Here is a 13,289-nt window from a genome sequence, read left to right as displayed (position 1 = left end):
GACAGATTTTTTTCCAAGTCCTGAACCTGTGTAGATCGACGGTTGATTCGGTTGGCAACGACATGAATATCCGCCTTGCCTTTTCGAACCCTTTTGATGTCGGAAATGCTTTCCAGAAATTTGATCGTCGCATTCCAGTCGAACGCTGAGGCAAGAACCGGTACGACAATGTCCGAGGCTTGAGCAATCAAGGTCTTGGCGATCTCCGACCGCAAACCACCAGGACCATCTATCACAACCGAATCGAGCACCCTGTCCTTTTCACCTATGGCTTCCTCCTTTGGCCGCCGCTTGATCCAGGAAAGACAAGACTTCTGCCGGTCTGCATCCGCCAACGCAACATCTTCTCCCCGGGCAGCAAGAGCAACAGCAAGATTTGTCGCGATGGTGGTTTTGCCACACCCGCCTTTGGAATTCACCACCAATATCTTGCGCATTCACTCTCTCCCGTCGGTCTTCGTCAGCGGTTGCCATCGCGCAGAATAGGCGCACATTTTGCGCCTTTTCAAGTGCTCCAGAATTGAAATTTGCCATTTCGTGGCGACAAAGCGGCAGAACTCGGGTATAGCTGTCGATCACCATGCATGTGATTACAAAAACAAAAGATCTCGCCGACGCTTGTCGGCGTCTAGCAGCCCATGATTACGTTACGGTGGACACGGAATTTCTCCGTGAAACTACTTTTTGGCCAAAGCTCTGCGTGATCCAGATGGCCGGACCCGACATGGCGTTTATTGTCGATGCCTTGTCGGAAGGGCTTGACCTTCAACCCTTTTTCGAGCTGATGCGTGATGACAGCGTGACAAAGGTGTTCCACGCCGCGCGACAGGACATCGAGATCATCTACCATCTCGGCGAACTGATTCCGGCACCTTTGTTCGACACTCAGGTCGCCGCAATGGTTTGCGGTTTTGGAGATTCAATTTCCTACGACCAGCTGATTTACAAGGTCACTGGCGCACGAATTGACAAGTCATCCCGCTTCACTGACTGGGCGCGACGGCCACTGACCAACAAGCAGCTTGACTATGCACTGGCTGATGTCACCCACCTGCGTGACGCCTACCAGTTTCTGAAAGCTAATCTGGCAGAGCAAAGTCGCAGCCATTGGGTTCAGGACGAGATGGAAGTTCTGACTTCCGTCACCACCTACCGCACAGATCCGGACCAGGCCTGGAAGCGCCTGAAACTGCGGGTACGCAAACCTGTCGAACTTGCCGTCATGATGGAAGTCGCAGCCTGGCGCGAGACGGAAGCGCAATCCAGAAATGTCCCCCGAAGTCGCGTCATAAAGGATGATGCGATTTACGAGCTTGCTGCCCAACAGCCTCAGGATGTGGAAGCTTTGGGCCGTCTCAGAACCATTCCCCGAGGATTCGAACGGTCACGGTCGGCAGATGAAATCCTGAAAGCAGTCAAACGTGCCCTTCAACTGCCCAAGGACCAATTGCCGAAACTGCCCAAGGGCCGACAGGCCCCGGATGGTTCTGCAGCGGCAGTGGATCTTCTCAAGGTACTGTTGAAGCTGGTCAGCGAAGCAAATGGCGTTGCGGCAAAAGTCATTGCAACCGTCGACGATCTTGAAAAGATTGCAGCCGACGACGGGGCTGATGTCGCAGCCATGAAAGGCTGGCGCCGAGAGCTGTTCGGTGAGACCGCGCTGAAACTGAAACGAGGTGAAGTTGCCCTCGCCTTCCAGAACCGTCAGATCGTTGCACTGAACCAGCCTGCCCAGGTAAACGAGAACCCTCAGGCTGCTGAATAGCAGCCGAGCCCCCCTTCCCCTCATAGACCCTAGCTGATTTTCAACTGCACATCGGTGTCGATGACTTTGGCGAGCTGACCGATCCGCTTGCGCAAGCGCTCGCCGTCCAGATTTTGAAGTTCCGGCCCGAGTTCAAGAGCCAGACCGGTTTCCGTCCTGCTGATGCCGACCTTTGGCAACAGCCCGGCCATTGATGCGCTCAAGAGCGACGCAACCCTCAGGATTGCTCCCAGAACCTTCGCCCGGATGCGAAGCCGATCCGTGAACAATTGGCGGATCACAGAAGAAAGTGCCCCTTCGCGCAATCCCTGATGCCGATAAAACACCGCGGCAGCCAGATAAGCACGGCTGGCGTGATCCAAACCGACAAACGAAGCATTGGATATGATATTCAAACTCTGCTCACCGCGATAATCGGGATGCGCCCGCCAGCCGATATCGGCCAGCAGGCAGGCTGCATGGCGCAAACGCGTTTCGTTTGCGGTTTCTTCTATCTCAAGCTCCCGGAACAATCGGTCGGTCCAGTCAATCAGTTCTTCGGCGTGATCAGGTGATCTGGCTCTCAGTACACACAGCTCCCGGGCTGCGTCGATGACCGGATCCTCGGCCTGCATTTCTGGGGACAGCTTTTCGTGAAGGAGCCCTTCGCGTACACCGGTCGCGGAAAAAACCAGACGCTCCGCTTTCATGGAAGTCAGAACCTGTTCCAACACAACGGCCCCGATGGGCACAAGTGGCCGCCGCTGTTTCGAGACCACCACCGACATGTCGATGCCTTCCAGGTTCGGCACCGCAATCTTGCGACAGAACTCAATCGCTTCTTCCGCGCTGATCTCGTAATTGTGCATGACGTGAAGCGGGTAGTCATTCTGCATCAGATGAAGACGCCCCAAGGACCGCCATGTGCCGCCAACGGCATAAAAAGTGCGCTCTCCGGGAGCCAGATTTGGCCAATCATAGCCTTCGAGGGCGGCCTCCGTGATCCGACGTGCATTGGCAATCTTGCCGTCCGCCTCTTCGGAAAGACGTAATCCGCCCAATGGAAAAGTGAACCCCTTGCCGGGCTTCTTGTCAGCGATTTCGACCAGCTCCAGGCTGCCGCCTCCCATATCGCCAACAATTCCGCGCGGTTGCCAGAAGCCGGCTATCACACCGAGAGCCGAGTAGTAAGCTTCTTCGCTGCCATCAAGTATCCGTACCGGAGCTTCTAGAAACGCTTCGACTTCACGAACGAAGTCAGCACCGTTTTCCGCATCGCGGGCAGCGGCCGTTGCAACGATATAGATTTCCTTGCAGCCGGTGTGTTCAATCAGTGCCTTGAACCGCACCAACTCGCCCAGAGCCATGTTGACGGACTCTTCTGCCAACCGGCCGGTAGCGGCAACCCCGCGTCCGAGACCGGCGAGAAGTTTTTCGTTGAAGAGCATTGTCGGCGTGCGGGCCTTGCGCTCGTAAACTACCAGACGCACCGAGTTTGAGCCGATGTCCACGACCGCAACCGGTCCCGCACCGTTGAGCCGACCACGCGCCGGCTTGAACTGGCCTGTCATTTTATCCTCGTTTTTGCCGTTCCAGGAACGGCTTCGGACGGTCGCTCTTCAATGACTTGCCCCGACCCGAGAGGGAAGGATTTGTCATGAAATACTGATGGGCATTGAACGGTTCTTCGTTCACACCCGGCTCAATCCTCTCATGGCTGCCATCGGGCAGAATTCGCCAGCTTTGCTGGTTGTCCTTCAGATTTGCGACCATGATCTGATCCAGAACCTGTTCATGCACAGTCTGCGTCAACAGTGGCGTCAGAACTTCTACGCGCCTGTCAATGTTGCGTGGCATCAGGTCAGCGGACCCGATGTAAACATGCGCTTCTGGAGACGGCAGTCCCTGCCCGTTGCCAAAACAGAAAATCCGGGAATGCTCCAGGAAACGTCCGACAATGGATTTCACCCGGATATTCTCCGACAAGCCATCAATTCCCGGCCTGAGACAGCATATTCCGCGAATGACGAGATCGATCTGCACCCCTGCCTGGCTGGCGCGGTAGAGCGCGTCGATGATTTCCGGATCGACCAGTGAATTCATCTTCATCCAGATCTGTGCCGGACGGCCCGCCTTGGCATGCTCGATTTCGGCTTCAGTCATCTCCAGCATGCGACTGCGCAGGTTCACCGGAGAAACCATCAGGTGTTTCAACTCTGCCGGCTCCGCATAACCGGTAATGAAGTTGAAAACCCGGGCGGCGTCTTCTGCAATCCCGGGATCATCGGTGAAGAAGGACAGATCCTCGTAAATCCGGGCCGTTATCGGGTGATAGTTGCCGGTTCCGATATGGCAATATGTTTTCAGCTGTCCGTGCTCACGCTTGATGACCATGGACAGTTTGGAATGCGTTTTCAGTTCGATAAAACCGAATACAACCTGGACGCCGGCCCTTTCAAGATCCCGCGCCCACTTGATATTCGCAGCTTCGTCGAATCTTGCTTTCAATTCGACCAGAGCCGTCACCGATTTACCAGCCTCCGCAGCTTCGGCAAGCGCCTTGACGATCGGTGAATTGTTGGAGGTGCGGTAAAGGGTCTGCTTGATCGCGACCACATCCGGGTCCCGGGCGGCCTGGCGGAGATACTGGACCACGACATCAAAGGATTCGTAGGGATGATGAACGACGATATCCTTCTGATGGATCGCCGCCAGACAATCCCCGCCATGCTCGCGAATTCGCTCGGGGAACCGGGCCGTATAGGGTTTGAACTTGAGATCCGGGCGATCCAGATCGACGATCTGAGACAGATTGTTCAAGGCCAGCAGCCCGTTTGCCAAAAAGATCTCGTGATTGCTGACATTGAGCGCTTCGGCGACAAACTCCCGTAAAGCTGGAGGTGTCGTTTCCTGAATCTCAAGGCGGATCACGGAGCCACGTCGACGCCGTTTCAGGGCGCTTTCAAACAGACGGACAAGATCCTCAGCTTCTTCCTCGATTTCCAGATCGCTGTCGCGAATGACGCGAAATGCGCCTTTGCCCCGGATCTCGTATCCGGGAAACAGCCGCCCGATGAACATGCTGACGACTTTTTCGATCGCGATGAACCGCGCAGCACCATCTTTCCCATCCGGCATTTTCACGAACCGGTCGACCTGGTTCGGAATTCTCAAGAGCGCAATCATGCCACGCCCTCCAGAGGTCGGTACCAGTTCAAAGACGATGGAAAAGCCAAGGTTTGGGATAAACGGGAATGGATGCGCCGGATCGATTGCCAAGGGCGTCAACACCGGAAACACATAAGCCAGGAAGTAATCCTGCAACCAGACCTTGTCCGTATCGTCCAGATTTTCGCGATCGAGGATTTCAACGCCCTTGTCGGCAATCTCCTTGCGCAGCTCACCCCAGATCTGCTGCTGTGACGCCTGTAGGTCGCGAACAGCTTCGCTGATCTTCTGCAACTGTTCTGTCGGCGTCAGGCCATCATCGGAGAGGTAGGTAACGTCCGCACGTTGTTGTCCACGCAGGCCTGCCACGCGCACCATAAAAAATTCATCCAGATTGTTTGCCGAGATCGACAGAAACCGAACCCGTTCAAGCAACGGATGGTTCTGGTTCATCGCTTCTTCCAGAACCCGCAAATTGAATTGCAACCAGGACAGTTCCCGGTTCATGAACCGCTTTGGCGAGTTTGCGAGATCACTTTCCAACACCGGGGCCGGCTTCAAGGGAACCTGCCCCGCATCTCCTAGGGAGGAGGACTTGTCTTCGACAAGATCAGCGGTTTTGTTCATGACAACTTCCCTTTCCCCACGGGAGATAACCAATCGCCGTTTTGACATGATCTAGCATGGACCGGCGAAGGCTCAAATGACAGTGATCAAGCCTAAAATGGTTATTGTCCGTTATGCACATTTTCAAGAACCCGCCCTACAAGCGGCTTGGTTATCTTAACGCGACCCGCCAGGGCTTCCTGATCAATGGCTTCGACAGCGCGCATGGCAACTTCCAGTGACCGTTCCATACGGATGACGAGATAGTCGACGACACTGATATCGACCGCGATCTGTCGGTCGGCAAAGAGCTTCACCAGAACCCGGCGTAAAAGGTCATCGTCCGGTTCAAGAATTTCGACCGGAGTGGCAGCACGCAGTCGCGACATGAGATCCGGCAACGTAATTTTCCAGCTGGCTGGCCAGGTCCGGCTGGTGATCAGAACGGTTTTGCCTGCCTGCCGTGCTGCATTCAGCAGGTGGAACAGTGCGGTGTTATCCACACCAAGATGCGCATCTTCGACAATCATCGCTGGCGCGGCAACCAGATGTTCAACAACCGCATCAGTCAGATCCGGCGCTGCAATGACGGCGGCCCCTGTCTCGTCCTGAAAAGCGCGGACAAGATGGGTTTTACCCGACCCGACCGGCCCGGCCAACACAACGACCGGAGCAGGCCAATCCGGCCACCTTTCCAGCAACTCGAACGCGGCATGGTTGGAACCGCCGACCAGATAGTCGTCGCGGCTCAGCGCCGCTTCATGCGGCAAAACTAACGGCAGCTGGCGCGGAGGTTCCGCCATAATCGTGACACTTACTCTTCAATGGCCGACGATGATCGACCTGTACCCTTGTAAACTGGGCTTGCTAGGTACTGCCTCAAGCCGAAACGTGCAAGCACACCGATCATCGCAGCAGCCGGAACCGCCACCAACATCCCCACAAATCCAAAGAGATATCCAAAGGCAAAGAGCGCGAACATCAACGTCACGGGATGAAGACCCGTACTGTCTCCAACAAGTTTCGGCTGCAGTACATTTCCTTCCAGAAACTGGCCGACCGCAAAAACCGCCCCAACCACGAGAATCCAAGGCCACTCGGGCCAGAATTGCACGATGGCGACACCGACCGACAGAATGAAACCGAGACCGGCCCCAACAAAGGGGATGAAACTGACCAAACCGGCTGCCATGCCGATTAGCAATCCAAAGTTCAGGCCAACGAGCGCCAGGGAGATCGCATAAAATGCTCCCAGGATTACGCAGACCGAAACCTGCCCGCGCACAAATCCGGCAACCGCCTGATCCATTTCCCTGGCAAGCCCGCGGACTTCGTTCAGATGATCGCGCGGCAGCCAGCTGTCGATACGTTCCACCATATGATCCCAGTCGAGCAGGAGATAGAATGCGACGACCGGTGTGATAACGAACAGCGACAAAATGGAAAGAAGGGCCTGACCTCCACTCCAGATGGACTGTGCCAGCTTTCCGACAAAAGCAGCCCCCTGACCGATCAGATTGGACATGGAAGCCTGCAGATCCTCAGGTGAAAGACCCGCCAGGTTAGCCAGATTGGCTGGAAAATACTCTGATAACAAGGCTTGGAGCCGCCGGACAAGATCGGGAAAATTCTCCAAGAAGAGCGCCAACTGGTTGCCGAGAACCGGTAAAAGTAAAATAAAGAACAGAACCAGGATGAGAATAAAGCCCATCAGGATCGTGAGCGTCGCCCACATCCGGCCCATCCCGAGGTTTTCCAGCCGATCGCAGACCGGATCCAGCAGATAAGCGACCGCCATGCCTGCGACAAAGGGCAGAAGCACACCGGAAAAGACGTAAAGAAACGCACAGAACACGGCCAGGGAAATCAGCCAGAATTGGACCTGACGGCGTAAAGTCATGAAAACTCCTCCCTCACGGGATATTCTGAAATCGATCACACACGGCCCTGGCCAACGGATTATTGCCTGGAGGCCAGAAATAAGTACTCCCTGCACTTAGGTTGTCCGGCCTTGCCGGGTCAAGAGGCCGATTTCGCGGTGATGACCCCGGACGGACCCTTGTGCTTGGGCGCTCAAGGCTGTATGCGCGGCAGAGACTCTTTCAACGCGTAGAGATTTTGCGCGCAAGATACCTGTTTGGAGCCGTCATGAGCCAATCCACGCCTCCCTCATCCAATGGTCTGACCTATGCCGCGGCCGGAGTTGATATCGACGCCGGAAATGAGCTGGTCAACCGCATCAAACCACTGGTAAAGGCGACATCGCGACCGGGCGCGGACAGCGATATCGGAGGTTTCGGCGGACTGTTCGACGTCAAAGGTGCCGGCTTCAAGGATCCGATCCTCGTCGCCGCGAATGACGGCGTCGGTACCAAACTTAAAATTGCCATCGAAACCGGACAACACCGCACCGTCGGCATTGATCTTGTTGCCATGTGCGTCAACGACCTGGTGGTGCAAGGCGCAGAGCCGTTGTTCTTCCTCGATTATTTCGCGACCGGGTCATTGGATGTCGATACCGCAACCGATGTTGTCGCCGGCATTGCAGACGGCTGTAAACTGGCAGGTGCTGCGCTGATCGGTGGAGAAACTGCTGAAATGCCGGGCATGTATGCCTCCGGCGATTACGATCTCGCCGGATTTTCCGTCGGAGCGGTGGAACGCGGCGCAATTCTGCCACGCAAGGACGTGGCGACTGGAGATGTTTTGCTCGGCCTGGCTTCCTCAGGTGTCCACTCCAATGGTTACTCCATGGTGCGAAAGATCGTTGAGCTTTCCGGCCTGTCCTGGGCCGATAGAGCTCCCTTCGACAGCTCCAGAACGCTTGGTGAAGCACTGATGGAGCCGACAAAGATCTACGTCAAACCGCTATTGGCCGCGCTGAAAGAAACCACCGGCATCAAAGCATTGGCTCATATTACCGGCGGTGGTCTTCCGGAAAACCTGCCTCGCGTCCTTCCGGAAAACACTTCTGCGCGGATTGACCTGGCACAAATCGATCCGCCTGCCGTTTTCTCATGGCTTGCCAAGTCGGGTGGTGTCGCGGAGAGCGAAATGCTGCGAACCTTCAACTGCGGCATCGGCATGGTTGTCGTCGTTTCACAGGACGAAGCAGAAGACGTCATCAAGGTGCTTTCGAGCAGCGGGGAAACGGTCGTTCGCATCGGCCGGATTGAGGCGTCAGCCGGCGCACCTGTCCTGTTCGACAACAGTCTGGACCTCTCGGTATGATCCGTAAACGCACGGCCATTTTGATTTCCGGACGCGGCACCAATATGGGTGCGCTGATTTCCGCCGCGATGGATCCGTCCTTTCCAGCAGAAATCGACCTTGTGATTTCCAACCGGCCGGATGCCAAAGGTTTGGAACGGGCGAGTGAATTCGGCATCCCGACCGCAGTTGTCGATCACAGGGAGTTTGCCGGAGACCGTCAGGCTTTTGAAGCGGCTATAAACGATGTGCTCAAGGAGCACCGCATCGAACTTGTTGCACTTGCCGGCTTCATGCGCATCCTGACGCCTTATCTGGTCAATGCCTGGTCTGGCCGGATGATCAACATCCATCCGGCGCTTCTGCCCTCATTCAAGGGACTTGCAACCCACGAGCGGGCGCTGGAAGAAGGCGTCAAGATCCACGGCGCCACGGTTCACTACGTGTCCGCTGAGATGGACGATGGCCCGATCATCATCCAGGGTGCCGTACCGGTTCTCGACAATGACACACCAGCTTCATTGGCAGCACGCGTCTTGGAAGTCGAACACAAGATTTACCCGAAAGCTCTGGAGCTGGTTGCCTGCGGCAAGGCCAAGGTCAAGGGCGCTCGCGTATTGAGCGGTAGTCAGCCAGATGACATACAAGACCTGATCTGGCCGTAACACCCATTTCTCGACTGACGTTGAGCACGCTTACTTCGTGCCGATCTGATCCATTGAAATTTCGCGCCCAAACACCCTTTCGGCGTTTTGATAGGCTATTTTCTCCGCCACCTTTCGCGGCAGCCTGGAAAGCCAGAGACGGTTCTTGCTCATAATCTCGGAATAATTGTCCCACTGGTTGTTGATCCAGGTGTCGCTGCCGATCATCAACCGATCCTGAAAGTCGAAAACGATTTCGAGCCATTCCGGATCGAGGTTCTCTCCGTTGCCAAGAATGTCATATTCGCGCAAGGACGTATCGGCGAGCAGACCCGGATACTGTTCCATAAGCTCATAAACACCTGCAGCGGGCGTGCTCAATCCGGCATGCGCCCAGATGATCTTGACCTCGGGATCGAGACTGTACAGCCAGCGAACCGGTTCCGGGCCGGAATGAACGTGAAGGTAAAGGTCCCGCTCCTTGGCCATCGCTATGATCTGGCGAAAAAGGGGTTCATCCGACATATCCAGCTGGCGAATATGGAATTCTCCAATTCCCTCGTGGGGATAGGTCTCCAATCTTCCTTCAAGATACGCGTCCATGCCTTTCATCTTGGTCCAGTTCGAAGATCCGGCTGAACCATGATACGGGCGTAGTTCCGGAACGATGCGGTTCGGAGCATATTCCCAAAGCATGATCGTGCCTTCGTCCGGTGTCGACGACACCAGCGCCATGGCAACACCATTCTTGTCCATCAACTCAATGACGCTTTTGACCGGGGAATGGGACCAGGCCGGTTCCTTGTAATGCACATGCGCATCGAACAGCGGCAGGTCTTTCACGGCTTCTCCAATCGGAGTGTGATCGTCATCTGCTGCAATGGGGCTGTTTGTCAGAACACCGCCGAGGCAAACAATTGCCACTATTGCCGAAAGTTTCATCCGATCTTTCAAGTGTCGCTCCCGCATGCTCAGTTGCCTTCGATGATTTGATGCGCCGTTTCCAAAGCTTGCCATAATTCTGAAGATCCACATTGGCCCATGACGGGGGCGACGTCCACCAACGACAAGGCTTGCCAACGTTTGAGGACATACGTGTTAAAGTTCCCGTCAAACGGGAGGAGGCAGCGCGATGAAAAGCGGTGAATTGACGATCCTTGTCGGCACAACCAAAGGTGCTTTTCTGATTTCGGGCGGACCGGACCGATCGGGATGGAAAGTCGGCGGTCCATTTTGCGACGGCTGGCCGATCAATCACGTTGTCGGAGATGGAGAAACCGGAACCCTGTGGGCCGGTGGAGGTGGAGACTGGAACGGTGCCGGTGTCTGGCGGTCGGTTGATGGCGGTGAAAACTGGGACCTCACCAGGCTGACCAAAGGCACGGCGGATGACTGGGCCGCGAACGATCCGGATTTTGCCGCGATGATCGGCTGGAAAGAACACCCCCTGCCCTTTGGTGACGATTTTTCGCAAATCTGGTCACTAGGGTTTTCCCACGGCACTCTCTATGCGGGTACGAAACCGGCAAAACTGCTCGCCAGCATGGATCGCGGAAAAAGCTTTGAACATGTCGAGAGTCTTGCCAAGCATCCATCGTCTGACAGTTGGAACCCAGGTGCGGCGGGGTTGGTGTTGCACACGATAGTCTCCGATCCGGCCGATGCAGATAAACTCTGGATTGGCATATCTGCAGCTGGGGTGTTTGCGACGGAAGACGGCGGCAAAAGCTGGGAACGCCGGAACCGCCTCTCCAATGCAGCGGCCTGTGAAGATCACCAGCATCCGGCGGCGCCCCGCGACGGTGAGACCGGCCACTGTGTGCACAACATGATGCGTGCGCCCGGTGACGGAGACCTGCTCTACCAGCAGAACCATCATGGTGTCTGGCGATCGGCCGACGGCGGACGCAGCTGGGACGACATCAACGACGGGCTTCCCTCCACATTCGGCTTTCCGATACGGGTTCATCCGCGAGATCCGCAAACCCTCTGGACGCTGCCGCTCAACAGCGATGCGGGCGGTCGCTACCCTCCGGACGCTTCAGCCGCGGTCTGGAAATCAACAGATGGAGGCGACACCTGGCAGGCGAAACGAGATGGATTGCCACAAGAAGCCTGTTTTTTCACGGTGCTGCGGCAAGCCATGGCCGGCGATTCCAGAGACCCGGCAGGTCTCTATTTCGGCACCAATTCCGGCTCGGTCTTCGCAAGCCTTGATGAAGGCGAAACCTGGCTGGAAATCGCAGCACACCTGCCAACAGTCTTGTCGGTTGAGGTCGTGGAGAGAGCGTGAGGTGCCTTGTTGGAAACCATCTTGTCACATGCAGGACTTTGGGATGACTGAGAGGTGACAAATCTGATTGCAGGCTTTATACAGTCAATATGCAGTCATTTTTGAAAAGATCGTCTATCGCATGACCGACTGGTGCCCAGACCTTACAAACAGCAATTCTCCCCGTTACATCGCAATTGCCGATAGTATCGAAGACGACATTTCCGCAGGCCGCTTAGGCGCGGGCGACCGATTGCCCGCCCAACGTCAGCTGGCAAGCAGTCTGGGACTAGATTTCACGACTGTCGCGCGAGGCTATGCCGAAGCCCGACGCCGGGGGATCATCTCTTCGCAGGTTGGCAGCGGCACCTTCGTAACCAAACCTGGCGACAGCGAAGCGGCCGCGCAGTCTCGAGATCCGAGGCGGACCTGCACACCCGATTTTTCAATGAACCTTCCTCCGGAGCCGACCGATGCCGCGCTTACGGCAAAAATGCAGGAAGGTTTTGCTGCGCTGACCTCTGATCTTTTTCCGCTCCTGCGCTATCAGACATTCGAGACTTCTGAGCTCGACTCGCGTGCGGCCGTGAAGTGGCTTGAAAGCGTCGGCCTCTCCCCTTCACCGGAGCAGGTCCTGTATTCACCTGGCGCTCAGTCCGCTCTTATCAATGCTCTTGTTTCATTCACCTATCCCGGCGATAAAATCGCGTGCGAGAATATCACTTATCCAGGCATTCGATCCGTATGCGCTCAACTGAACCTGAACCTCCTCGGATTGGAAACGGACGAAGGCGGCATCCTGACAGAGGCGTTTGAAAAGGCCTGTCGAATGCAGGATATCAAGGCGCTTTATGTCAACCCGACGCTTCATAATCCGACCGCAAGAACCGTGCCTTATCAAAGACGCAAGGACCTTGCGGCTATCGCACAACGTTTCGGCATTCCAATTCTGGAGGATGATGCGTATGGGCAGCTCAGCAATAAGGCACCGCTCCCATTTGCCGCCATCGCCCCGGACGTGACCTGGTACATCGGATCGCTTTCCAAATGCCTTGGCGCGGGTTTGCGCCTCGCCTATGTGCTGGCACCGAACAAGGGAATGGCGTGGCAGTTTTCCCGCGCTGTGCGCACCTCTCAGGTGATGGTCTCCCCGTTATCGATCGCCCTCGCGACGCGCTGGATAGAGGATGGTACGGCCAGCGAACTTCGTGACAGGATCAGAAGCGAGAGCACTGCGCGCCAGATAATGGCAACCAAACGCCTGGCAGGGCATGAGTTTTCATCTGATTCCGATGGATTTCATCTATGGTTGACACTGCCGAACGACTGGTCGCGCTCGACCTTTGTCAGTCAAACACGCAGCTTGCAGATAGGCATTGTCGAGAGCGACGCTTTTGCCGTTGTGGGCGCTGCGCCTGAAGCAGTTCGCATCAGTCTCGGCGGCCCTATTACACGGGAACAGCTTGCAAACTCGCTGGATGTTGTGGCGCATACACTAAACGCATCACCACAACGGGCCTCGGTCTATTTCTAGGCAGAACTGCCGCTGCGTCAAAATAGCCATTATGCCGCAGACAAATGTCTTGATTTGATCGCACGTTTCCTTATTTTGAATGCAATCACTTCCCTTCATTTTTTAAATGAC

Annotated in this window: 11 protein-coding genes; 5 read left to right on the top strand and 6 right to left on the bottom strand. The window is 55.8% G+C overall.

What is annotated here, in order from left to right; translation table 11 throughout:
* Window positions 1-437, bottom strand: a 437-nt coding sequence (locus K5905_RS12875) for a ParA family protein (protein ID WP_297584422.1), incomplete at its 3' end; no start/stop codon positions are given.
* 143 nt (window positions 438-580) lie between these two features.
* Between K5905_RS12875 and rnd the strand changes: the two genes are divergently transcribed.
* Window positions 581-1,765 (top strand): ribonuclease D, encoded by a 1,185-nt coding sequence (gene rnd / locus K5905_RS12870; protein WP_297584420.1) that lies wholly within the window; start codon window positions 581-583, stop codon window positions 1,763-1,765.
* Between the two features lie 29 nt (window positions 1,766-1,794).
* Here the strand turns inward: rnd and K5905_RS12865 are convergent, their stop codons facing one another.
* The 4 genes from K5905_RS12865 to K5905_RS12850 all read right to left on the bottom strand — a co-directional run bounded on the left by K5905_RS12865 (window position 1,795) and on the right by K5905_RS12850 (window position 7,418).
* Window positions 1,795-3,315: a Ppx/GppA phosphatase family protein gene (locus tag K5905_RS12865; RefSeq protein WP_297584417.1), complete on the bottom strand. Its 1,521-nt coding sequence runs from the start codon at window positions 3,313-3,315 to the stop codon at window positions 1,795-1,797.
* Window position 3,316: 1 nt separating this feature from the next.
* A complete protein-coding gene (locus tag K5905_RS12860; RefSeq protein ID WP_297584415.1) occupies window positions 3,317-5,539 on the bottom strand; it encodes an RNA degradosome polyphosphate kinase in 2,223 nt (740 codons plus the stop codon).
* A gap of 101 nt (window positions 5,540-5,640) precedes the next feature.
* Window positions 5,641-6,321: a DnaA/Hda family protein gene (locus K5905_RS12855; RefSeq protein ID WP_297584414.1), complete on the bottom strand. Its 681-nt coding sequence runs from the start codon at window positions 6,319-6,321 to the stop codon at window positions 5,641-5,643.
* An 11-nt stretch (window positions 6,322-6,332) separates the two neighbouring features.
* On the bottom strand, window positions 6,333-7,418 hold the full coding sequence (locus K5905_RS12850; protein ID WP_297584411.1) for an AI-2E family transporter: 1,086 nt from the start codon (window positions 7,416-7,418) through the stop codon (window positions 6,333-6,335).
* Window positions 7,419-7,666: 248 nt separating this feature from the next.
* On the opposite strand from K5905_RS12850, the gene purM reads away from it, so the two are divergent.
* Window positions 7,667-8,749 carry a phosphoribosylformylglycinamidine cyclo-ligase gene (purM, locus tag K5905_RS12845; protein ID WP_297584409.1) on the top strand — a complete coding sequence of 361 codons (1,083 nt, stop codon included), beginning with the start codon at window positions 7,667-7,669 and terminating at the stop codon, window positions 8,747-8,749.
* Complete coding sequence (gene purN / locus K5905_RS12840; RefSeq protein ID WP_297584408.1) at window positions 8,746-9,393, top strand: phosphoribosylglycinamide formyltransferase; 648 nt, start codon at window positions 8,746-8,748, stop codon at window positions 9,391-9,393. Before purM ends, purN begins: the two co-directional genes overlap by 4 nt.
* A gap of 30 nt (window positions 9,394-9,423) precedes the next feature.
* Here the strand turns inward: purN and K5905_RS12835 are convergent, their stop codons facing one another.
* A complete protein-coding gene (locus K5905_RS12835; protein ID WP_297584407.1) occupies window positions 9,424-10,314 on the bottom strand; it encodes an amidohydrolase family protein in 891 nt (296 codons plus the stop codon).
* Window positions 10,315-10,504: 190 nt separating this feature from the next.
* On the opposite strand from K5905_RS12835, the gene K5905_RS12830 reads away from it, so the two are divergent.
* Both K5905_RS12830 and K5905_RS12825 read left to right on the top strand, forming a co-directional pair.
* Entirely contained in the window at window positions 10,505-11,665 is a 1,161-nt protein-coding gene (locus tag K5905_RS12830) for an exo-alpha-sialidase (RefSeq protein ID WP_297584405.1), read from the top strand.
* A 67-nt stretch (window positions 11,666-11,732) separates the two neighbouring features.
* Window positions 11,733-13,178, top strand: coding sequence for a PLP-dependent aminotransferase family protein (locus tag K5905_RS12825; RefSeq protein ID WP_367186962.1), 1,446 nt, complete (start codon window positions 11,733-11,735; stop codon window positions 13,176-13,178).
* The last annotated feature ends 111 nt before the right edge of the window (window positions 13,179-13,289 follow it).

The organism is Roseibium sp., from assembly GCF_025698965.1.
Classification (GTDB): Bacteria; Pseudomonadota; Alphaproteobacteria; order Rhizobiales; family Stappiaceae; genus Roseibium.
Note: the sequence above shows the minus strand (reverse complement) of the source record. Positions and strands in the feature narration are given on the sequence as shown.

Coding starts and splice junctions, on each gene's coding strand:
- rnd (WP_297584420.1), top strand. CDS start 581: ATGCATGTGATTACAAAAACAAAAGATCTCGCCGACGCTTGTCGGCGT.
- K5905_RS12865 (WP_297584417.1), bottom strand. CDS start 3,315: ATGACAGGCCAGTTCAAGCCGGCGCGTGGTCGGCTCAACGGTGCGGGA.
- K5905_RS12860 (WP_297584415.1), bottom strand. CDS start 5,539: ATGAACAAAACCGCTGATCTTGTCGAAGACAAGTCCTCCTCCCTAGGA.
- K5905_RS12855 (WP_297584414.1), bottom strand. CDS start 6,321: ATGGCGGAACCTCCGCGCCAGCTGCCGTTAGTTTTGCCGCATGAAGCG.
- K5905_RS12850 (WP_297584411.1), bottom strand. CDS start 7,418: ATGACTTTACGCCGTCAGGTCCAATTCTGGCTGATTTCCCTGGCCGTG.
- purM (WP_297584409.1), top strand. CDS start 7,667: ATGAGCCAATCCACGCCTCCCTCATCCAATGGTCTGACCTATGCCGCG.
- purN (WP_297584408.1), top strand. CDS start 8,746: ATGATCCGTAAACGCACGGCCATTTTGATTTCCGGACGCGGCACCAAT.
- K5905_RS12835 (WP_297584407.1), bottom strand. CDS start 10,314: ATGAAACTTTCGGCAATAGTGGCAATTGTTTGCCTCGGCGGTGTTCTG.
- K5905_RS12830 (WP_297584405.1), top strand. CDS start 10,505: ATGAAAAGCGGTGAATTGACGATCCTTGTCGGCACAACCAAAGGTGCT.